General features: G+C 33.4%; 21 protein-coding genes, 2 other RNA genes and 1 riboswitch. Of the genes, 21 read left to right on the forward strand and 2 right to left on the reverse strand.

The window, feature by feature from the left end; translation table 11 throughout:
* The first annotated feature begins 259 nt into the window (after positions 1–259).
* Positions 260–3,919 carry a dynamin family protein gene (locus AC2CGR_RS03215; RefSeq protein ID WP_087964781.1) on the forward strand — a complete coding sequence of 1,220 codons (3,660 nt, stop codon included), beginning with the start codon at positions 260–262 and terminating at the stop codon, positions 3,917–3,919.
* 3 nt (positions 3,920–3,922) lie between these two features.
* Here the strand turns inward: AC2CGR_RS03215 and AC2CGR_RS03220 are convergent, their stop codons facing one another.
* Positions 3,923–4,177 carry a DUF3931 domain-containing protein gene (locus tag AC2CGR_RS03220; RefSeq protein WP_000369737.1) on the reverse strand — a complete coding sequence of 85 codons (255 nt, stop codon included), beginning with the start codon at positions 4,175–4,177 and terminating at the stop codon, positions 3,923–3,925.
* Between the two features lie 72 nt (positions 4,178–4,249).
* On the opposite strand from AC2CGR_RS03220, the gene AC2CGR_RS03225 reads away from it, so the two are divergent.
* The 5 genes from AC2CGR_RS03225 (at position 4,250) to ssrS (AC2CGR_RS03245) (ending at position 6,350) form a co-directional block, all read left to right on the forward strand.
* Positions 4,250–4,717, forward strand: a complete 468-nt coding sequence (locus AC2CGR_RS03225) for a GNAT family N-acetyltransferase (protein ID WP_061687681.1) — start codon at positions 4,250–4,252, stop codon at positions 4,715–4,717.
* Between the two features lie 20 nt (positions 4,718–4,737).
* Positions 4,738–5,010: a YpbS family protein gene (locus AC2CGR_RS03230; protein ID WP_000451818.1), complete on the forward strand. Its 273-nt coding sequence runs from the start codon at positions 4,738–4,740 to the stop codon at positions 5,008–5,010.
* Positions 5,011–5,012: 2 nt separating this feature from the next.
* Positions 5,013–5,846 carry a sulfurtransferase gene (locus tag AC2CGR_RS03235; RefSeq protein ID WP_087964784.1) on the forward strand — a complete coding sequence of 278 codons (834 nt, stop codon included), beginning with the start codon at positions 5,013–5,015 and terminating at the stop codon, positions 5,844–5,846.
* A 116-nt stretch (positions 5,847–5,962) separates the two neighbouring features.
* Positions 5,963–6,145, forward strand: a non-coding RNA gene (gene ssrS / locus AC2CGR_RS03240) — 6S RNA.
* Between the two features lie 21 nt (positions 6,146–6,166).
* A non-coding RNA gene (gene ssrS / locus AC2CGR_RS03245) (6S RNA) lies at positions 6,167–6,350 on the forward strand.
* 54 nt (positions 6,351–6,404) lie between these two features.
* On the opposite strand, the gene AC2CGR_RS03250 is transcribed toward ssrS (AC2CGR_RS03245), so the two are convergent.
* Entirely contained in the window at positions 6,405–6,854 is a 450-nt protein-coding gene (locus AC2CGR_RS03250; protein WP_087964786.1) for a hypothetical protein, read from the reverse strand.
* An 83-nt stretch (positions 6,855–6,937) separates the two neighbouring features.
* On the opposite strand from AC2CGR_RS03250, the gene AC2CGR_RS03255 reads away from it, so the two are divergent.
* The 15 genes from AC2CGR_RS03255 (at position 6,938) to AC2CGR_RS03325 (ending at position 21,431) form a co-directional block, all read left to right on the forward strand.
* Entirely contained in the window at positions 6,938–7,249 is a 312-nt protein-coding gene (locus tag AC2CGR_RS03255; protein ID WP_087964788.1) for a hypothetical protein, read from the forward strand.
* Positions 7,250–7,252: 3 nt separating this feature from the next.
* On the forward strand, positions 7,253–8,491 hold the full coding sequence (locus AC2CGR_RS03260; RefSeq protein ID WP_484480496.1) for a glutathionylspermidine synthase family protein: 1,239 nt from the start codon (positions 7,253–7,255) through the stop codon (positions 8,489–8,491).
* A complete protein-coding gene (locus AC2CGR_RS03265; RefSeq protein WP_000606854.1) occupies positions 8,484–8,870 on the forward strand; it encodes a DUF350 domain-containing protein in 387 nt (128 codons plus the stop codon). Before AC2CGR_RS03260 ends, AC2CGR_RS03265 begins: the two co-directional genes overlap by 8 nt.
* A gap of 125 nt (positions 8,871–8,995) precedes the next feature.
* A riboswitch (M-box (ykoK) riboswitch) is annotated at positions 8,996–9,161 on the forward strand.
* 343 nt (positions 9,162–9,504) lie between these two features.
* Positions 9,505–10,230, forward strand: a complete 726-nt coding sequence (locus AC2CGR_RS03270) for a P-type ATPase actuator domain-containing protein (RefSeq protein WP_029440722.1) — start codon at positions 9,505–9,507, stop codon at positions 10,228–10,230.
* Between the two features lie 130 nt (positions 10,231–10,360).
* Entirely contained in the window at positions 10,361–11,227 is an 867-nt protein-coding gene (locus AC2CGR_RS03275; RefSeq protein WP_087964792.1) for a 5'-3' exonuclease, read from the forward strand.
* Between the two features lie 357 nt (positions 11,228–11,584).
* Positions 11,585–11,725: an FbpB family small basic protein gene (locus tag AC2CGR_RS03280; protein ID WP_001228048.1), complete on the forward strand. Its 141-nt coding sequence runs from the start codon at positions 11,585–11,587 to the stop codon at positions 11,723–11,725.
* A 330-nt stretch (positions 11,726–12,055) separates the two neighbouring features.
* Positions 12,056–13,249, forward strand: a complete 1,194-nt coding sequence (locus AC2CGR_RS03285; RefSeq protein ID WP_087964795.1) for an acyltransferase family protein — start codon at positions 12,056–12,058, stop codon at positions 13,247–13,249.
* The gene (locus AC2CGR_RS03290) at positions 13,250–13,993 is read left to right on the forward strand and encodes a YveK family protein (protein ID WP_087964797.1); all 744 of its coding nucleotides are present in this window, start codon (positions 13,250–13,252) and stop codon (positions 13,991–13,993) included.
* Positions 13,980–14,600, forward strand: coding sequence for a CpsD/CapB family tyrosine-protein kinase (locus AC2CGR_RS03295; RefSeq protein ID WP_484480497.1), 621 nt, complete (start codon positions 13,980–13,982; stop codon positions 14,598–14,600). Before AC2CGR_RS03290 ends, AC2CGR_RS03295 begins: the two co-directional genes overlap by 14 nt.
* 18 nt (positions 14,601–14,618) lie before the next feature.
* Entirely contained in the window at positions 14,619–15,257 is a 639-nt protein-coding gene (locus AC2CGR_RS03300; protein ID WP_087964799.1) for a sugar transferase, read from the forward strand.
* Positions 15,258–15,313: 56 nt separating this feature from the next.
* Positions 15,314–16,750: an oligosaccharide flippase family protein gene (locus tag AC2CGR_RS03305; protein WP_140349769.1), complete on the forward strand. Its 1,437-nt coding sequence runs from the start codon at positions 15,314–15,316 to the stop codon at positions 16,748–16,750.
* 3 nt (positions 16,751–16,753) lie between these two features.
* Positions 16,754–17,968, forward strand: coding sequence for an O-antigen ligase family protein (locus tag AC2CGR_RS03310; RefSeq protein WP_484480498.1), 1,215 nt, complete (start codon positions 16,754–16,756; stop codon positions 17,966–17,968).
* Positions 17,943–18,743 carry a glycosyltransferase family 2 protein gene (locus tag AC2CGR_RS03315; RefSeq protein WP_484480499.1) on the forward strand — a complete coding sequence of 267 codons (801 nt, stop codon included), beginning with the start codon at positions 17,943–17,945 and terminating at the stop codon, positions 18,741–18,743. The genes AC2CGR_RS03310 and AC2CGR_RS03315 overlap by 26 nt, the downstream gene beginning before the upstream one ends.
* The gene (locus AC2CGR_RS03320; RefSeq protein WP_484480500.1) at positions 18,740–19,792 is read left to right on the forward strand and encodes a glycosyltransferase family 4 protein; all 1,053 of its coding nucleotides are present in this window, start codon (positions 18,740–18,742) and stop codon (positions 19,790–19,792) included. The genes AC2CGR_RS03315 and AC2CGR_RS03320 overlap by 4 nt, the downstream gene beginning before the upstream one ends.
* A 91-nt stretch (positions 19,793–19,883) precedes the next feature.
* Positions 19,884–21,431 carry a glycoside hydrolase family protein gene (locus AC2CGR_RS03325; RefSeq protein ID WP_270185345.1) on the forward strand — a complete coding sequence of 516 codons (1,548 nt, stop codon included), beginning with the start codon at positions 19,884–19,886 and terminating at the stop codon, positions 21,429–21,431.
* Positions 21,432–21,475 lie beyond the last annotated feature (44 nt).

Here is a 21,475-nt window from a genome sequence, read left to right on the forward strand (position 1 = left end):
TACAGTCGCTGTATATGCAGTTATTGCAAAGTATGTTTTAAATGGAGTAGGAACAGCAAAATGAGTGATATTACATAAAATCCCTTTCATTTGTAAAAAGAATGAAAGGGATTTTTTATTTTTAATGAGAATATGCTGAAAATTTAGTATGATAGTAAAGTAAAACGGTAATCAATGAGGGGATGTATCTCCTGTTGATTGTGAGCTCGCAAATAGCGGGCGAAAAGTATATACATCTTGGATAAAGGGGAACAAGGGGATGACAAACATAGTACAGACAAACGGTATGAAAAAACTTGTTTGTTTTTATGAAGAGTGGCAAAAACACGGCGATGCAGAGAATAGCTTAAAGTTGTTTGAAGTAATTCAAAAATATAAACGAGAGCAGCTTATGATAGCATTCTGCGGTCACTTCTCAGCAGGGAAATCAACGATGATGAATCATCTATATAAAGCGCAGTTGTTACCGACAAGTCCGATTCCGACAAGCGCTAACGTCGTTAAAATTGAAAAGGGATTTAATCGTGTTGTTGTAACAATTAAATCTGGAGAGCAGTACGAATATGACGGTGCATATTCAGCAGAAGAATTAAAACAAATTTGTAAAGATGGCGATGAGGTAATTGGTGTTCATATTTATCGGAATGATGCTCCAATTCCTGAAGGTGTTATGCTAGTTGATACACCAGGGATTGATTCAACAGATGATGCCCATCAACTAGCGACAGAATCAACGCTGCATCTAGCAGACGTAATTTTTTATATGATGGATTATAATCACGTCCAATCGGAAGTGAATTTACAATTTGTTAAAGAATTGAAACAACGTAATAAAACAGTTTATCTCGTTGTAAATCAAATAGATAAACATAAAGAAAATGAATTATCGTTTGCGGATTATAGAGATAGTGTAAAACAATCGTTCTCTAACTGGGATATTGAAGTAGATGGAGTTTATTATACATCATTACGAATGATGAACCATCCACATAATGAAATTGGAAGCTTAGAAACATTAATTACTTCTATTATGAAAGAAAAAGAGAAGTATGTAAGAGATGGAATGGAGCGAGAAACAGAATATTTAATGGGGGAACATTTCTCGTTTATTCTTTCTGAAAATGAAAAAGCTCTTTTGAAATATGAGGAAGAGTTAGCATCACCGCTTTCCATTTCAGAAATAGTTGAAAAGAAAGAAGAGCTAACGGAAACGAAACATCGCGAGGCTAGTAAAGAGTCTCATATGAGAAACGAATTTATAAAAGGCTTACAAGCTATATTAGATAACGCGTATTTAATGCCATTTGAAATGAGAGAATTGGCAAATGCCTACTTAGAAACGAAATTAACAAAATTTAAAGTTGGTTTGCTATTTGCGAAAGGAAAGACTGAGCAAGAAAAACAGAGACGTTTAGATGCTTTTTATTCTGCTTTGCAAAAGACTGTCGAAACGCAACTTGATTTTCATGTGAAAGAATTTATTGTTGCCTTCTTAAAAGAAGAAGGGTTGTTTACAGAAGAGATCGGGAAAGACATATATGCTTTAGAAATTGCTTTTGGCCCAGAAATGTTAGCTGAAGTAATTAAACAAGGTGCAGGTTTCACAGGTGATTACTTACTTCTTTATACAGCGGATGTAGCGAATGAATTAAAGAAACGTTATTTTACAAAAGCACAGCAAATTTTTGATAAAAGTGCAGTCGTTTTAAAGCAAAAGGTAAAAGAAGCAGTTAATCGTATTGAAGAAGAGATTGAAACGTATACGATGTTGCAAACGGCAAAAGAAACGAAATTGCAATACAGTAACAATTTGGAGACATATGAAAGTTATTTACAAAATGTTTGGTATGAGCGTGTTGCTACACCAGAAGGGTTGCAAATAGAAGAGATATTGCAAAGTAAAAAACAAATTGTTAGTGAGAAATTCACACTACAAGAGCAGGAAATTGTAAATGATAACGTAGCGGCTCATGAGGAAGAGATAAAAGGAACGGCAGCTTTAAATATTCAGCGTATATTAGAGAAAGTGAAGAAAGCTGAAACGATATTAGAGCCATTGCCAGCGCTGAAACATGTACAGCAAGAAGTAATAGAAAAAAGGCGCCGTGTGGAAACGAAACAATTTACAGTGGCATTATTCGGAGCTTTTAGTGCTGGGAAATCATCATTTGCCAATGCATTGCTTGGTGAGAAAGTACTTCCAGTGTCACCAAATCCGACGACGGCAACAATTAATCAAATTTTGCCAGTTACAGAGGAAAAACCACATGGCACAGTAATGGTTCAATTTAAATCAAAGCAAGCCTTATTAGAAGATATGAAAGCTGTTTATAAGCTGTTTCATTATGAGATTACTACGTTAGATGAAGCGTTAGCACAGATTGATAAAGTTATGAAATATCCTTCACCAACTGGAAAGCAAAAAACAACATTTAGCTTTTTACGAGCGGTACAAAAAGGGTATGATACAGTTTCAGCGTATTTAGGTGAGCAAGTACAAGTTACATTAGAAGAGTTTTCTGATTATGTAGCGAATGAAGAAAAATCTTGTTTTGTTGAGTATATGGAGCTTTATTATGATTGTGCATTAACAAGGCAAGGAGTAGCGCTTGTAGACACACCTGGAGCGGATTCTATTAACGCCCGCCATACAGACGTTGCGTTCCAGTATATTAAAAACGCAGATGCTATTTTATTTGTAACGTATTATAATCACGTGTTCTCTCGTGCTGACCGTGAATTTTTAATTCAGCTTGGTCGTGTAAAGGATACTTTCGCTCTTGATAAAATGTTCTTCTTAATTAATGCGGCCGATTTAGCAGAGTCTGAAGAAGAACTTGAAATGGTAAAAGGTTATATCGCAGACCAGCTATTGCAATATGGTATTAGAAATCCACGTTTATTTGCAATTTCAAGTTTATGTGCCCTTGAAGAGAAACAAGGAAAAAATATTGAAAAAGAGAAGTACGGTATTTTACAAAACTCTGGGATTGCTAAGTTCGAGGAATCATTTACATCCTTTATGATGAGAGATTTAATGCTCGTATCTGTTCATGCTTTATATGGTGCATTGCAAGGGGCAGATCAGCTGTTAGTAAATATGATAAATGGTGCAAAGCAGGGGAATGAAGAGAAAGAGAAGCAAACGAAAAAATATGAAGCAGAGCGTGATCAACTACTTCATATTATTTCATCATATAGTGTGCTTGCTGAAGAACAGGCGATGCAAAATGAAGTGAAAGAATTGCTTTATTACGTGCAACAACGCCTATTCCTACGTTATAACGATGTGTTTACTGAATTTATTAATCCGGCATCGCTTCGAACGGACGGAAATGTGAAAGCGCAGTTGCAGCAGTGTGTTATGGAATTAGTAGCATTTATTCAGCATGATTTATTACAAGAAATGCGTGCGACATCATTACGTCTTGAAAAATGGATAGACGAAGCGATGAAGCGTGCCAAGAATGAAATTGTGGTGAACTGTAAAGTAGAAAATGAATCAATTTCTATGAGTGGAACAGTGGAATATGAATATAAAGATATTACACATAAAGAACCGTTCCCATCAGTTGAAATAAAAGATTTCAAAAAAGCATTGGCACATTTTAAAAATGAAAAAAGCTTTTTTGAAAAAAATGATAAAGCTTTCATGCAAGAAGAGGCTAAAGTTGTATTAGAGCCTTTCGTATCAAACTATGTAGCTGATGAAAAAGATTTATTTGTTCATCATTATAAGCAAGAATGGGATATGAAATGGAAATTATTCCAAAAAGTGATGCAGCAAGATGTGATAAACTATTATGAAAGTATATTATTTGCATTGGCTGAAACGATTGATGTATCCCTATATGAACAAAGTAAAGAACGATTGCAAAAGCAATTAGTAGAGATTGAAAAAGAAATTTATGTGATGTAGTCGTTATGAGAAAAAGATTCGTTCGATTTTCTTTTGTAGTACCGTATCTAAAGATTTGACAAACCCAGCAAATTCATCGGTAGAAATCATATGAGTAAGAACGAGTCGTCTGCCGTCTGGTGTTTCACCGCATAAGACGAATGAAGAAAATTCATATGTTTTGTTTTCTACTACTAATTTTGGATGGGAATACGTATCGCTCTTCTTCTTCTTTCCATCAATAGAGATGACGTTGCATTTTTTCTCATTGTTGTCCATGGTGAATCCCTCCTTTCTATTACTTATGGTAGACAAGGAGGGTTTAGAACAATAGAGAAGGGGGAATTTTTTATGACTGTTGTAATAGAACGTATTTCAAAAGAAGCTATACCGAAGTCTTTATTACTACTTGCTGATCCGAGTGAACAGCAAGTAGCTACATATGTACAAAGAGGGGTAACATACGTAGCTAAGCAAGAAGATAATGTAATCGGTGTATATGTGATTTTGGAAACAAGGCCGAAGACGATGGAAATTATGAATATTGCGGTTGTAGAGCATTTGCAAGGAAAAGGGATTGGAAAGAAGCTATTAAGTCATGCTATAGAAACTGCTAAAGGATATGGTATGTCAAAACTTGAAGTTGGTACAGGCAATTCTAGTGTTTCACAACTTGCTTTATATCAAAAATGTGGATTTCGTATTTTTTCTATTGATTTTGATTACTTTTCGAAGCATTATGAAGAAGAGATTATTGAAAATGGGATTGTCTGCCGCGATATGATTCGGCTTGCAATGGAATTGAATCAAAACGTATAACTATTTAGGGGGAAGAGAAGATGGAAGTACATAAAGCAATTACAGCACATTCTCGTAAACAAAATGAAAGTGTAAAAGCATGTTTACAATTAGATGCGCAGCGTGAAGCAGCTATTGAAGCTGCCGTATCTCTTGCGTCAAACGGGAAAGAATTTTCGGTTGATGTCATTAATGTTGTAACGAAGCAAATTAATGATCTTGCAAAAAATGGTGTTACCTTGCAGCGTAAATATGTTACAGAAGAAATGGTTATGGAGTATGTAAGTCGTTTGAAAGAGAAAGAAGGTCGTTAAAGATGATAGTTACAGTCGAATGGTTACGTGAGCATATAGAAGATGAGAACGTCCGTATAATCGATTGTCGTTTTGATTTAGCGAATCCTAATTGGGGTAGAGAAAAGTATGAGGAAGAACATATTCCTCATGCATTATATTTTGATTTGAATTTAGATTTATCAAGTCCTGTAACAGAACATGGTGGTCGTCATCCGTTGCCAAATATTGAGGAGTTTGCGGACAAGCTTTCGCGAGCTGGTATTGATGAACACACGACAGTAGTTGCATATGACAGTCAAGCGGGTGCAAATGCTTCTCGTTTCTGGTGGTTACTAAACTATGTAGGACATGAGAAAGCATATATATTAGATGGTGGGTTTCCAGCATGGAAAGAGAATGGACTATCAGTAACACAAGAAATTCCTGTTGTTATGCGAAAGACATTCAAAGCAAATATACGAGATCATATGCTTGTAACGATGGAAACGGTTAGAGAGAATATTCATGCAGGTGCAGATGTTACATTAATTGATTCCAGAGAGCCAAAACGTTATGCTGGTGTAGAGGAACTTGTTGATCCAAAAGCAGGGCATATCCCAACGGCAGTAAACTATTTTTGGAAGGATGGAATGCTGCAATCAGGGCAATTTAAGAATAAAGCTCAGCAACAAGAGCGATTCCAAAATCTTTCGAAAGATAAGGAAACAATTGTATATTGTGGTTCTGGTGTTACAGCATGTCCAAATATCGTTGCATTGAAATTAGCTGGATTCCAAAATGTTAAATTGTATGCAGGTAGTTGGAGTGATTGGATTTCTTATCCAGAAAATCAAATTGCAAAAGAAGAAGATTAATCACTTGCATGCAAAAATAATTTGTATTAAAATAAGGTCACAAGCAAGAGATTGCTCGAAAAACTTTGTATTTTACACATTGGAAACAATGTGATAATATAACGACAAGTAAATAATACATCCTGCGGTGTACGTAACTTATTTATGTCTAAAACCGATGTTAGTTATACGGAAGCTCAATATTTAGCGATCATCATCAAGCCTTCCTTGTGGAGGAAGATGTACGGTAACTGTGAGGGCATCCACCTGCGAGTAGCGGGTTTTTGGACATTTACGAGGAGCGGCACGTGCGGGGGTCTTATTTCAACTAACACTATATAAAATTCCTACGGTGTACGTAGCTTATGCATGTCTTAAACCAATAAGTTTAATATGGAAGTTCAATATTTAAATGTAGCTAACATGCCATCTTTTTAAGAAGGAAGTTACAAACATTTGTGAGAGCATCCACCTGTGAGAGCAGGTTTATGGACATCTAGAGAGAACGGCATATGTGGGGCTATATAAAAACCTTACGTTTTATACGTAAGGTTTTTTTGTTGTATACAAATATCCATGTTATCTTGATTCACCTGTGAAGTTTCCATAATAAATATAGCACTTTCTGTCTTCATCAATCTCTCTTGAATCTAAAGTAAACTCCATATGCATGCCATCTTGCTGAATATATATAATATCTGAATGAAGAGATGGTAGAATTTCTTCATAGTTCCATACATCTTTACTTTCAATCAAGTTGGAACTCGTATCCTTTAGCTCTCTAATTTCAAAACCGATATGGAAGTAAGTAGGATCTGAAGGGTCGTTAGAAAAAGTTTCTTGTTGAATATATATAACTGCTGTTCCATCTGGATCTACTGAAGTTGCAGTAACAACATATGTATTTTTATCTTTTATAAAATATTCACAAGTCATGCGTGCGATAATTTCAGAATTAGAAATATTTGCGTAATTCCATAAAGCAGGGTAGCCTTTCGTTTCATCATTAAGTCGATACTCTAAACGCATTTTATCCCTCTTCTTCCTTTTTCTTCTACTTTATCATGCCATCTTATATAATAGAAATAGAATTTAAAAAGGGGAGTGCGAAGGTGACAAAAACGAAATGGCTAGTAGGTGGTGTCATAACGTCTTTAATGACTGGCACCTTATTTGGCTGCGCGCAAGATTTACCCCCAAAACCGAATGATAGAAGTTGTTCAGATTGGGATTGGGATGATGAACTTGGGGTATGGCAGTGTGATGATAGTAGTTCAGGTTATCGTGGACATTATTTCTATGGCGGAACATACTATCAAAATAAATCCACTTTTAAAAATTCATCGGCGTTTAAATCGTATCAATCGTCTGCGGAATTTAAAGGTGGAATTGGAAGTGGTTCAAAGGGAGGATTTGGTGGCTAAAATATGTCGCAGTACATAAGAAATCGAAAAGAGTTTTATTCAAAATATCCGGATTTCTGGTCGGATTTATATGAATGTGAGTATAGTTTGTTTCATGTTTTCTCTATAACAAATGAGAATATGAAACAATTACAGTTAGCAACTGAACGAATGGGAAAAATATTTTTTAAGACTGCTAGACTTCTGCGTAATTTAAGTGACGAACAGCTTCTTGAACTTGGGTTTCCTCCTGCAAGCTTATCATTCATTAGAATGAAAGGATTATATCCTGAATCTGTTATTTCGCGGTTTGATTTTGTTTTAACAGGTGAAAACAAAATTAAAATGCTTGAGTTTAATAGTGATACACCAACATTTATTATGGAATGCTTTCAAATGAATGGAAAAGTTTGCGAGAAACTAGGCTATGATGATCCAAACTCGGATCAAGAGCGATTACTATCTTCTGGTGTTACAAAAGCAGTAATGGAAGCGACAAAGGGAATAGACAATCCAAATGTTGTTTTTACAGCACATCATGAACATATTGAGGATTGGAATACGACTATGTATTTGAGTCAGCTATGCCATGTTGAAAATAAAGTAGTGCCAATGTCAGAACTTAGAATTACAAAAGATGCTTTAGTGGATAGGGATGGAGTACAAATTGATGTTTTATATCGCCAAACATATCCGATAGAAGATTTAATTGAGGATCAAGATCCTGAAACAGGGGATTTGGTAGGCGTGGAGTTGTTGCAACTTGTAAAAGCCGGAAAGCTTTTTATCATCAATCCTTTGTCAGCCTTTTTACTTCAGTCAAAATCAGTTCAGTGTCTTATTTGGGGGTTAGCAGAAGAAGAGGCCTTTTATACAAATGAGGAACAACAGTGGATTAAAGAATATATGCTACCTACATATTTAGAACCAGATTTATTTTTAGGAAGAGGTTCTTTCGTTCAAAAACCTTCATTTGGTAGAGAAGGAGATACAATTACGATTCGCGATAAGGACGAAAATATTATGCTTCAAAATACACACCAAACGTATAAAGCGTCGCTGCCGATATTTCAAAAGTATACAGAACTTCCAGTCGTATCGTTGGAAACAGAAAAAGGGATGGAGAAATTGTCGTATGTGTTTGGTTCATTTTTAATTGCTGGAAAAGCGAGCAGTATTGGTATTCGTGCTGGTGAAAAAATTACGGGGAATGAATCGTACTATTTACCGGTAGGTATAAAAAAGGAGGAAGTATATGATTAATTTTTTATTATATTTAGCAGTAACACTTGGTCTTTTATGCATTGGTCTTTTCCTAATGGAAGTGACAACGAAAGTAAAAGAATTTAAGTTAATGGCCCAAGGAAATAAGGCGGTAAGCTATGTACTTGGAGGTCGATTACTTGGGTTAGCTATTGTTTTATATTCAACAGCGGCTAATTCCATTTCACTTTTTGATATGGTTTCGTGGGGAGCGGTTGGAATTCTGGCTCAAATCATCGTCTTTTATTTAGCTGAGTGGCTTACACCACGCTTTAATATAAATAAAAGTCTTGAAGAAGATAATCAAGCAGTCGGTCTTTTTCTTATGTTTTTATCGCTTTCCATTGGGATTGTAATTGCTGGTTGTATAACTTATTAAAAACTTTACGTTTGAACGTAAAGTTTTTTATTTTATCTACGTTAGTTTGTTATACCTTTTGAAAAAATTGTAGACTACAGTTGACATCTATTTTAAATAAGAGTAACATTTTCTATGTAATTAAAATAAGTCTCTGTTAGGTGAGGCTCCTGTATAGAGAAATGCTACTGCCCAAAAATGTCGAGAGACGCCAATGGGTCAACAGGAATGATCGAATTAAGGTTTTTCTTAACGTAGCTGGTAATGTACCTATGCTATACAGTGCTAAAACTCGGTGAGGGAGAGGTCCGTAGATTTCTAATTGTATTAGGAATCGTTTATTTGTGTATGTCATGACCTTTACTCTTTTCAGAGTAAAGGTCTTTTTGTTACAAAGCTATGAGTAAGTTCATAGTATAAACTATAAAATGAAACGAGGAGGTGAGGAGCATGTCAAATTCTGACTCGGTTCCGTTACCCATATACTTCAAATCAAAAATATATGATGTAGGCAGGAAACGACTTGTTCCTCCCTTTATATTTATCATCATGTAGCGTTTATATGTATGTTTAAGCGCTAGACACTTTCACAGTAAAGTGGATAAATTGAGAAACAAAGCGTTTCTTCCTATGTTGTAAAGGAGGAGACGATAATATGTTATATGCAAACAAAACTGTGGGTAACACGTCATATAAATTAAGTAAAAAATCAATGAAAGAACAAACATTACTTCAAAAAAATAAAGATTTATTAATTGAAATCGCAACGAGAGATGTAAAATCTGTATTTGCGTATTTCAAAACAACAAGAGACGGATTATCTATGAAAGAGGCACAAAAACGTATTCAAGTATACGGCCGAAATGAATTAACTTCAAAAAGAGCTCGTATTGCAGAAGTGATGATGAAGCTAAGTGGCATGATTCCAGGTTTTTCAAAACAACATGTGAGTGATGGAGTACAATGTGAGAAAATTACTGTGTCTCGAGTAGAATGTTCTAGTGTAACAAGTTTAAACGGTGAATTAAAAATGATGAACTTGCCAGTACAAGAGCTTGTTCCTGGAGATATGATTTTCCTTTCAGAAGGTGATACAGTACCAGCAGATGTACGTATCATTTATGCAAATGATTTATTAGTAAATGAATCTGTGCTAACAGGAAACGATGCGAGTATTGAGAAATTTGAAAGCTGCTATCATCTTGAGCGCAAACGATTTATTCCTTTAAAAAGAATGAAAGATTATAATCCACTTGAACTTGAAAACGTATGTTTTAAAGGGACGTATATTGTTGGTGGAAATGCGAAGGCTGTAGTAGTTTCGACTGGGAAAAATACGTATTCAGGGATTCTTCATACTTGTTGTAGTAGAACGTCTTAATGTGTAAATGATGCTAAATATACAAAAACAATGTATAATAGACAAAGTTGAAAAAACGTAGAATGGTAATCTATTTATATAACCTTACGTGATGACGTGGGGTTATTATTTTTTTGGTAGGAGAGGAATTATGAAAAAAGTATTATTAGTTGATGGTATGGCGCTATTATTTCGTGCTTTTTATGCAACAAGTGTCTACGGACAGTTTATGAAACGACAAGATGGTATCCCTACAAACGGGATTCATGGTTATATGAAACATTTATTAACGGCAATGCAAGCAATTGAACCGACACACATCGTAACATGCTGGGATATGGGAAGTACGACATTTAGAACAGAATCGTTCTCAAATTATAAAGCGAATCGTGCGGCACCGCCGGAAGAATTAATTCCGCAATTTGATCTAGTACAAGAAATGACTGCGAAATTATCTGTTCCAGTTATCGGTATGAAAGGGTATGAAGCGGATGATTGTATCGGTACACTAGCGAAACAATACGGCAATGAAGCGGAAGTTTATATTTTAACAGGTGATACGGATTTACTTCAGCTTGTTGATAAGAACGTTACAGTTATGCTTCTGCGCAAAGGAATTGGAAATTACGAGTATTACACACCGGAGAAAATTATGGAAGAAAAAGGTGTGGAACCGTGGCAAATCGTGCATGCGAAAGCTTTCATGGGAGATACGAGTGATAATTACCCAGGTGTAAAAGGTATCGGTGAAAAAACAGCGTATAAGCTTATACAAGAACATGGTACAGTAGCAACTGTACTAGAAAATGTGGCATCATTAACGAAAGCACAACGTACGAAGATTGAAAGTGATTTAGAGAATTTAAATATTTCATTACAATTAGCGCAAATTCATTGTGAAGTTCCTATTTCATGTTCACTAGAAGAGGGATTACACACAATAGATGAAGAAAAACTACGATTCGTTTGTGAAGAAATGAATTGGGGAAGACCTGAAATATTAATCAATATGCTGTAAATAGTTTGGTAAGAGGGATGTTGCATGAGTCGAACGTTGACTAAGTGACACCTTCTTTTTGTTTTGGAAAACAGTATGTTAGTAAGTGAAAGTATATGGAATGTAGCTTAAAATATATAAATATTTCGACAATATAAATTGATAAAAGTTGATGAAAATAGCAAATTTTATAATTAAGTGAATTAATTTCAACATAGTTTTAGAACAGGCTCTTTTTTCGTGTTCACAAAGTTGTCAGAAAATAAACGGAATTTTCATATGAAGTTCAAATGAAGTTCACAACAATCAATTATTATAAGAACAACCAGATAATTCTTTATCTTTTATATAAACCATCCCCCAAGGAGGACAATGAAAATGAGAAAAAAAGTGAGAAAATCCTTTAAACAATTATTAATTGAAAATAAACAATCACTATTAAATAATAAAGAAAATATGAAAGAAATTGAGGAACGAATTGAGAAACGACATGTAGCATATAGTGGTGCCAGTAATTAAATAAAATAAAAGAAGATAGCCTTTATAGGCTATCTTTTTTTGTTTTATATTGAAAAAACTCTATTTCTCTCTTTAATTTTGTAACTATACAAGATATTTTTATAGTGTTTTTCTATCAATATTATTCATTTTTCGAGGTTGAAATTGGTATATGCCAATTCTTAAGATTCGCTATTCATAATATTACAAAAAATGTTACAATACATTCAAAATTACGCTATAAAATCATTTTAATATGAAAAATTGGAATGAAAAGAAAGGAGAGGAATATGAATAATGGTGTCGCTTTGAAATGATTATTATCATTTCAGTAGGAGTTGATGTAAAACGATGGATAGGTATGAAGAACTGGATTCTATACGAGGAATTTCTTCATTGATAGTAATGATTGGCCATCATTTAATGATTTTTTCAGCATTTCAAAATTACAGTTATGAAGATAATAAACCATTTGTTGTGTATCTATTAAAAGAAACGCCTGCTCGTCTAATTTTTAGTAGTGGTAACGAATCTGTTATTATCTTTTTTGTTTTGAGTGGATTTGTTTTGTATAAATCCATTCAAAAGAACTACGATAGCTATAGGTCATTCGTTTTAAAGCGTATATGCAGAATATATATTCCATATATCGTCGCGATAATTATAGCTATTTTATGCCAGACTACAATGAGTAAATATGGTATTTCGTATTTAAGTGAATGGTTTAATCGCTCATGGACGATTGAAAGTTCTTCAAGTTTAATAGCGCAACATATTTTATTGGTTGGGAAATATAATACAGATGCATATAACGGCGTAATTTGGTCACTTGTTCATGAAATGCGAATATCAATAATTTTCCCGTTAGTTTTGATGGTTTGTTTACGAAAAACGTTGAGGTATTCATTATTGTCAGTGTTTAGTTTTAGTATATGTTCTGTCGTAATTTTATTTTTATTTCACTCAAGTTTAACATTAACTAGTTATACATTAACTCTGCATTACACAGTGCTGTTTTTACTAGGAGCACTAGTTGCGAAATATAAAAATAAGTTAATAGTTTTTTATAGTAATCGTACTAAAAATGAGAAAATTGCATGGTTTTTATTTGCGATTTTACTTTATATGTATGAAGGGCTTATTGGAGAAATTAAATTACTCAATAATTTTATATTTCGAGACTACGTAGTAGCGATAAGTGCGTGTTTATTTGTCATATTAAGTTTGTCAGTATCAACTTTGTCATCCTTGCTGCGTAATAAATACTTGTTATACTTGGGAAAGATTTCTTACAGTCTTTATTTATACCATATTATATCTTTATTTTCCCTTATGTACATGCTCCATGAAATATTGCCTTTACCTATTATTTTAATTTTTTCGCTTATTTTTTCGTTTATACTTGCGATGATTTCTTATTTGTTTGTAGAAAAATTTGCATTCAGGATCGGAAAGTATATAACAAAGCAATCGAATTTAGAAAAGAAAGGACTATCTGTAGAAAGTGAGTTGCAGGATGTCATTCAAACAAAGGCGGTGAAATAATTGAAGCAAGAAATGAGTATAAAAGATTTTCAACAATTATTGAAAAGAAGATTCGTAACGATTATTTTAACGATGTGTTGTTTAACCGCTTCTTTAGTTCTTATCTCTATGTATGTTTTAAAGCCGTCATATCAATATTCAACGCAAATTCTTGTTGGGAATTTAGATGAGTTTAATAAGGAAAATTCAACAAATAAAACACAAGAAAATAAGCAACTAGTAACATCGTATGTTGATATTTTAAAAAGCCCATTAATTATTTCAACAGTCAAAAAAACTTTGAAATTAGAGCAATCAAGTTATGAATTAGCACAAAAAATCTCGGTGGTGAATACGGACAACTCACAAATTGTAACTGTTACAGTAAAAGATTCCAATCCGAAAATCGTGAAAGACATTGTAAAGACATTGGCAGAGCAATCACAAAAAAGCTTTCAACAGTACACAAATGTACAAGGGGTGAAAGTATTGACTGATCCTGAGTTACAGGAACAGGCTGAAAAATTGTTTCCGAAATTTCAACTAATCATTCCTATTTCTTTAATTGTTAGTTTTTTTGTTGGGATAGGTTTAGCTGTATTTCGAGATTATTTTGATGAACGTATATACACGGAACAGGATTTAGAGAAAATAACAACAGTCTCTGTTATTGGTCACATAAATATGAAACCAAATAGAAAAAAGAAACCTACAGAAGTTGATGGGCAATCATCTATATATCGAGGTGAACATGTCGATGTTTAAGAAAAAAAAAATACTACCATTCGATCCGCATGATGCTCTGATGAAAGAGCAGTTTTATACGGTGTATCACGCATTAAAAAAATCTGGAAAGCAAGTGTTTACAATTAGTTCAACGAAGGACAGTGGCGTTGTTGCCTCACTTATCGTAAATATGGGTCTAGTGTTTGCGGAAATGAAGAAAAAGGTGTTACTTATCGATGTGAATTTTTCTGACCCTAAATTACATGTATTATTACAAAGCGATCACATGATAACAGTAAACGATATAATAAGCTCTTTCGCCTGCAATTATGAACCTTTTTCTAGTAATTTGTCTAATTACTTATATTGTATTCCTGCAAAAAAAACAGTACACACAGGGACACCATTAGTTGCAATGGATGAATTTGATAGTTTAATTGCTAAGTGGAAAGAAGATTTTGATTACATTTTCTTTTATTCATCTGAAGTATTTGAGCTTCCTGCTACGCACATGATTGCAGGGAAATGCGATGGAGTGGTCTTAGCGGTTAAAAAGAGAAAAGATTCCCTACGTACTGTGCAAAAAGTGATAGCAAATATAAAGAAGAAAGAATGTGAATTAATAGGTATAGTTTTATATTCTTGAATGTGGGGGTAACGATCTATGATTCGTGAAACAAATCAAGCCAAGTTGTATACGATTCCGGCCCAAGAAAAGACCAGTATTTTGAATCGAAGTATAAAGCGCTTGTTTGATATTATATTTTCACTCATATTGTTACTAGTAACGCTGCCAATTATGTTGTTTTTTTGTATTATAATTGCTTTCGAAACAGCAGGAGCTCCAATTTATTTTCAAGAACGTTTAGGGATGAATGGGAAGAAATTTAATGTATTTAAATTAAGGTCGATGGTAAAAGATGCTGAAATAAATGGACCGCAATGGGCAGATGAAAATGATCCAAGAATTACTAAAGTTGGATCATTTATAAGAAAAACGAGAATTGATGAATTGCCGCAACTTTTCAATGTTTTAAAAGGCGATATGTCTTTTGTTGGACCTAGGCCAGAGAGAGAGTATTTTTATAAACAATTTGATGCCTATATTCCGGAATTCAAGGAACGTTTAATTGTGAAGCCAGGGTTAACAGGATGGGCACAAATAAATGGTGGGTATGATCTTGATCCGAAAGAAAAGTTGAAATGGGACATGGAGTATATTGAAATGAAAACGATTAAGATGGACATTCATATTTTATGTAAGACGGTTTTAATTGTATTGAATGGTAATGGCGCAAGATAAATATATATGTAAACAAACAACATATGTAAGTAGGTTACTTGCAAAGGAGAACTGGTATGGGTAGATCTATTCTAAACAATATTATCCATCTATTTTATAGTACGATTTTAGCTAACCTTCTTCAGGCTGTCAGTTTAATCGCTTTAGCAAACTTTTTTAACGCACAACATTATGGGATGTTTAGTGTTGCCATAGCAGTGACGTTTGTTATGTTATTTTTTACAGATTTAGGACTTAGTAATACGTTTCTTCGAGAAGGGGCAAAAGATGGAGCAGATTTAGAAAAGATTTTATCATCGTATATAAAAATAAGGGTGATTCTACTTATTTTTATTTCTATCATCGGTTATATTGCTATTCATTATATGTATGCGGATAGAAATGTAATTTATATGATGATAAACGTAATGTTTTTCATGTTAATAGGGTTAACTTGGCAAAACATAGGTATTGCCTATTTTCAACTGACGGAACGTATGAAGTATATAGCGCTCATTAAAGTTGTATCAGCATCGGTTATCATTATAATTACATGTTTTTGTATTTTGGGAGAGTTGCCGGTGTATGTAACGGCTCGCTTATATGCTTTTGGGTATATGATTGGTGGTTTATTCAGTATATATATCATGAGAAGAAAGACGAAAATGAATATGAAAGTTGTAATTCATAAAGCGTTATTTTGGCAATTACCTCCCTTTATTATTAGCGGTTTTTTAATAATGAGTACGCCACAATTAGCGCCTATCTTGCTCAACTATACATTGCCATTAAGTATGGTAGGTGTTTTTGCAGTGGCGTACCGGATGCCGGCAGCTTTATATCAAGTACCAGGGGTGATTGCAGGTGCATTTTTTCCAGTGCTCTTTAAGCATTATAACCAGAATAATTTAGAAGAGCATACGAAATTAAATTTGCTTCAAATCAAATCAATGGCGATTGTAGGAATATGTATGACGATCGGTTTATATCATTTAGCACCATACTTTATTTCTATATTTTTTCATGAAGAATGGAGCAATGCAGTAGAACCACTCCAAATATTATCATTTCTTATTGTGCTACAAAGTTTAAATATTGCCATTGCTGACGGTTTAACGACGAGTGGATGTCAAAATAAGAGAACTATTGTGCAGTGTGTAGCATTGGTGATGGGTGGGGTTATGCTTTATAGCTTTAGTAGTATTGGTGGAGTGATAGGAGCGGCATATGCTATGGTTTTATTTGAAATCGTCGCTTTAGTGGGATATATAGCGGTAAGTGCAGTGAAGAAAAAAATTGTATTCCAAATTGTAATCCCTTATACAATTTACTTTGGCATAACTTTTATAGGAGTGCAATATATGTTGCATGCATACAATTTGATTGCACTTGTACTTCATACGGTTATTGTAGTAGTTGGTATATTCCTATATGATCGTGAGTTGAACAAACTTATTCTTTCGTTTATACGAAAGACAGGAGAAAAGGATTATATTACGAAACAGGGGATATAGCCTATGGAAAATAATATGCAAATTTCGATGAAATGGATTTTTCTTCTAATCTTGTTTGTTATGTTAAGTAAATACAATATATATATAGGATTTTCCTTGAAAATATATATGATTTTCTTAGTCATTTATTTTTGTTTTACAATTAAAGACTTTCATGTTCAAAAGCTATATTTGCATGAAGTGGTATTTTTATTGTTCTATTTCGTTTATTGTTTAAGTGGTATTCTTTCAGTGTATTTAAGTGCTAGTATTCGTATGGTTTTTGGTGTGCTTCTTGTTTTAGGTTGCTATTTTATAATGAGGAATTTATTGGGGAATACCGAAATAGTAGTGCTTGAATCATCCATTGCCTACGCAGGGATAGTATTTAATATTGTGAGTCTTATACTCTATATAATCGGATTACAATATTTTGGACTATATGGTGGGGAAGAGAGAGAAGTTTATGCTGGGTTATTAGTTGATAGAGGATATCCAAGGTTAATTGGGCTATTAGATGATCCTAACATTTTTATTTTTTATAATACGATATTTTTTATGTATTATATGACAAATTTATATAACATGACCAACGTCATAGGATTGGTTTTATGTGTTACGACAAGTTTATTAACATTTTCAAGAGGTGGGATTTTAGCAATTGCGCTTGTTATTGTTGTATATATATGCATGTCTAGCTTTGCTAAAAAAGTGAAAATATTAATAGGTTTAGTAATATTTAGTATTGTTATTTTTAGTTTATCGAATGCAGTAATGGGTGGACAGTTGGATGATATATTGAACAAGCGGATTTCTGATTTTTCTCACGATAATGGAAGTGGTAGATTTACATTATGGGAAGCTGCTTTTAAATATTATTTATCTAATCCATATATCGGTATCGGTGCATTTAATTTTTCTAATTATTATGAATACCAGTTCAATGAGAAATTATATGTGCACAATACATTTTTAGAAATTTTATCTGAATCGGGTACAATCGGTTTTCTTTTATATAGTGCGTTTTTATTCATATTACTGTTCAAGTTAACACAGTATAACTTGTTTCGCGAAAAACCATATCTTTTATTGACTATGATTGGATTTTTATTTCAGATGATGTCATTGTCACTCATTATTAACGAAGCGTTCTTTTTATTTTTAGCAATGGTTGTGAAGTACATTTCAATATATGAAGGAAGGGGAAAGGTAGATGGTAAAATGTCTATTAGCGCATAATATGACGCCTCATGTCTCCGTAATAACACCTTCTTATAATAGTATACGATTTATAGGTGAGACGATTTTATCTGTACAGAATCAATCATATGAAAATTGGGAAATGATTATCGTTGATGACGCTTCAACTGACCAATCTCTTGCAAAAATTAAAGAGATAATAGAAGGGGACTCGCGTATTAGGCTATTATCATTAAAAGAAAATGTTGGTGCTGCGAAAGCTCGGAATTTAGCAATTAAAGAAGCACGAGGAAGGTATATTGCTTTTTTAGATAGTGACGACATTTGGTTACCAAATAAATTGGAGACGCAATTGATATTTATGGAAGAAATGAATGTGGCCTTTTCATATGCATCGTATAGTTTAATAGATGAAAACGGTAATGAACTAAATCGAGAAGTGAATGTACCAAAATCTGTTGACTATCACTATTTGGTAGGGAATACAATTATCGGTTGTTTAACAGTAATGATTGATCGTGAAAAAATTCCGCATATTGAAATGCCTAGTGTACAGCCAGAAGATACAGCGTTATGGCTGTACTTATTACATGAAGGGCATGAAGCGAAAGGGATACAGCAAGTGTTAGCGAAGTATAGAATTGTTGCAAATTCTGTTTCAAGAAATAAAATGAGAGCTGCTTTTCGGTATTGGAAATTATTAAGGGAGCAAAAATGTCTTAATGCAGTGCAAATTTTTTACTATTTTAGTAAGTATGCTTATCATGCCTATAGAAAAAATAAAATCAATGTAGTTGGGAAGACGCAATTATGAATATACTGTTGATGACAGATAAATTGATAACTGGCGGAGCCGAAAGTTATTTCTGTAAATTGGAAAGCAATTTGCGTTATGAGGATTTTAAGGTTTATACAGCTGCAGGTGATGGAGAACTATATGAATCTCTTACTAGAAAAGAAAATTTTATGTTACTTAGTCGATGGAATCATTTGAGAAATCTTTATTACTTACGAAACGAAATTTGTAAACGAAAGATAGAACTTATACATGCAAATAGTTTGCGAATGGTATTATATGCTTTTCTACTTCAAAAATTTATGAAAAAAAAGATGAAAATTGTGTATACGAAACATAATGTAACAATATTAGAAAAGAAAATGCCAATTCTTTTTCGTTATTTTATGAATAAATATGTGAACAATATTATTACAGTAAGTGAGTTTGAAAAGAATAATTTACTTTCAATGCATGTAGCAGAAGAGAAAATAAAGACAATTTATAACGGTGTTGATATAGAAAAGTTTTTATTCCAGCAGAAAAAGAAAGAATCTATTTATAAAATAGGGATATTAGCTAGGCTATCCAAGGAGAAAAACCATCAACTATTTGTAAAAATTGCAAATGTGTTGAAAGAGAGAAATGATTTTAAATTTTATATTGCTGGTGATGGGCCAGAGAAAGAACCTATTATGAAAGAAATAGAAAAGTATGGATTGCAACAAAGTGTAAAGATGTTAGGGAATATTTCCGAGCCGCATAGGTTTATAGGGAATATGGATGTCTTACTTTTATTATCTTTTCGTGAAGTGTTTCCAATGGTAGTAATTGAAGCAATGGCTACAGGAACACCAATTGTTTCAATAGATGTTGGCGGCATAAATGAGGCAGTAATAGATGGAGAATCAGGTGTGTTGATACATGAATATTGCGAATCTAAATTTGCAGATGCACTGGAGAAATTACATGGAAATGAAGAAAAGGTGAATGATATGAGAGAGAAAGCGCGAGAAAAAGCGGAACGAAATTTCTCGTTATTTAAAATGATAGAAGAAACGAAAGATATATATGAATTAAACAAATGACTGTCGAAGTCGTTTGTTTTTTTATTATAGAAACTTTTAAGAGAAAACGCACATATTATATGAAAAAGGTAATATGAGGAGTGAATTTATTTTGTCAGAATATATTTCTTCCCAAGAAGATTGTGCACCAGAAAATAGCGTTCATATTGATTGTTTTGGAGCAGTTCCGAACTCAGGAAATGATAGCTCATTAGCAATCCAGCAAGCTATAAATTATTGTGTAGCGAATCGAATTTCGACGGTTAGAATTACAGGGGTAAATACGTACAAAATTGTAAAGCCGATTGTTATTAAGTCAAATGTAAGATTAGAGTTAGATCCTACTGTAACGCTGCAAATTGATGGAGATTTTAATGCGTTTGAACTGCAACAAAATGCGTCTATAACAGGTGGTACAGTTCAAGTTATAAATTCAGTGTTTCAATCCGCTGTTATTTATATTTCCGGTTCACAACAAATAGAAGTTCCTAATCACTCTCTTATATCAAATATAAATATAATAAATGCAACGTCGTCATATAAAGGTAAAGCAATACACTTTTATTGTCAAAAAGCATGGGATTATATTAGTTTCTTTCAAGTTAATTTTATTCAAATTAAAAACTTTCAAACTGCAATACATTTGAAGACAGAATATATAGATGATATCAATACACCTTGCTGGATTAACGCAAATGTATTTCAATCTATATTTATTGATGGATGTCAGTATGGGATAGAAGTTGATGGGAACAGTGATTTACCAAATGAAAGTTCAGGAAATACGTTTCATGATATTCAAGTGCAATGTAGACAGCAAACGAAAAAAGTCATTCGTTGTACGGGTGCCTATAATACATTTGATTGTATGATTTGGGATACGTACCGGATGAGTAGTGAACAGATTGTCATTGAATTTTCTTCTAATTCGCATCGTAACTATCTTTTTTCAAATTTACTTTCTACAACTATTGTAGATAAAGGGCAATACAATGTTTGTAAGTCTACCTATGAAGAATCTCTTCGAATTCAGTTACCAATTACGTTAAATAAACCACATTTAATAGGGAATCAAGATGATATTTTAGTAAATGCTCAGCAGAAGTATACAATTAAGCAAGTAAGTGGGAAATTACCGTACGGGGGGAATCTCGCAAATTGTTTTAATTTAATAGATGAACAAAGTGTAAACTATATTGATGTTCCTGATAGTAATCCAGTTGTCATTGAACTAGATTTCACGAACAATCCAATCAAAATGTTGAATTGTTTTGGAATGTATTTTGGATGGGGAGAGAGCCCGAAGAAAATTAAAGTTGAATATGCATTAAGTGCAACTGGAAATTGGGTGGTTGCATCGGATGTTCCATTAAATGTAGGCGATACAATTATATCTAATATGAAAGCGAGTCAGTTATATAAAGTTAGAATTACATTGAGTGGTTATTCTCAAGATCATAAGCGTTTTCGAATTAATCGTATGTTTGCAAGGTCTTCTATGGAAAATGGGAATGCTTGGTTAGCAACAACTGGCGGAAGAATGTTTGGAGATATTGAAATAGAGGCAAGTAAAGGTATAATCATGAAGACTGCTAGTGGAGCGAAATGGAAAATTACTATGAATGAGGCTGGCCAACTTATTACGACGAAAATAACTTGAGATAATGCTTAATTGTATATCATTGGACGAGTTACAACGTAGTG

This window comes from Bacillus sp. LSHTCR4 (assembly GCF_057197025.1).

Coding starts and splice junctions, on each gene's coding strand:
- AC2CGR_RS03215 (WP_087964781.1), top strand. CDS start 260: ATGACAAACATAGTACAGACAAACGGTATGAAAAAACTTGTTTGTTTT.
- AC2CGR_RS03270 (WP_029440722.1), top strand. CDS start 9,505: ATGTTATATGCAAACAAAACTGTGGGTAACACGTCATATAAATTAAGT.
- AC2CGR_RS03220 (WP_000369737.1), bottom strand. CDS start 4,177: ATGGACAACAATGAGAAAAAATGCAACGTCATCTCTATTGATGGAAAG.
- AC2CGR_RS03230 (WP_000451818.1), top strand. CDS start 4,738: ATGGAAGTACATAAAGCAATTACAGCACATTCTCGTAAACAAAATGAA.
- AC2CGR_RS03320 (WP_484480500.1), top strand. CDS start 18,740: ATGAATATACTGTTGATGACAGATAAATTGATAACTGGCGGAGCCGAA.
- AC2CGR_RS03295 (WP_484480497.1), top strand. CDS start 13,980: ATGTCGATGTTTAAGAAAAAAAAAATACTACCATTCGATCCGCATGAT.
- AC2CGR_RS03250 (WP_087964786.1), bottom strand. CDS start 6,854: ATGCGTTTAGAGTATCGACTTAATGATGAAACGAAAGGCTACCCTGCT.
- AC2CGR_RS03310 (WP_484480498.1), top strand. CDS start 16,754: ATGGAAAATAATATGCAAATTTCGATGAAATGGATTTTTCTTCTAATC.
- AC2CGR_RS03315 (WP_484480499.1), top strand. CDS start 17,943: ATGGTAAAATGTCTATTAGCGCATAATATGACGCCTCATGTCTCCGTA.
- AC2CGR_RS03300 (WP_087964799.1), top strand. CDS start 14,619: ATGATTCGTGAAACAAATCAAGCCAAGTTGTATACGATTCCGGCCCAA.
- AC2CGR_RS03285 (WP_087964795.1), top strand. CDS start 12,056: ATGGATAGGTATGAAGAACTGGATTCTATACGAGGAATTTCTTCATTG.
- AC2CGR_RS03260 (WP_484480496.1), top strand. CDS start 7,253: ATGTCGCAGTACATAAGAAATCGAAAAGAGTTTTATTCAAAATATCCG.
- AC2CGR_RS03225 (WP_061687681.1), top strand. CDS start 4,250: ATGACTGTTGTAATAGAACGTATTTCAAAAGAAGCTATACCGAAGTCT.
- AC2CGR_RS03235 (WP_087964784.1), top strand. CDS start 5,013: ATGATAGTTACAGTCGAATGGTTACGTGAGCATATAGAAGATGAGAAC.
- AC2CGR_RS03275 (WP_087964792.1), top strand. CDS start 10,361: ATGAAAAAAGTATTATTAGTTGATGGTATGGCGCTATTATTTCGTGCT.
- AC2CGR_RS03265 (WP_000606854.1), top strand. CDS start 8,484: ATGATTAATTTTTTATTATATTTAGCAGTAACACTTGGTCTTTTATGC.
- AC2CGR_RS03305 (WP_140349769.1), top strand. CDS start 15,314: ATGGGTAGATCTATTCTAAACAATATTATCCATCTATTTTATAGTACG.
- AC2CGR_RS03280 (WP_001228048.1), top strand. CDS start 11,585: ATGAGAAAAAAAGTGAGAAAATCCTTTAAACAATTATTAATTGAAAAT.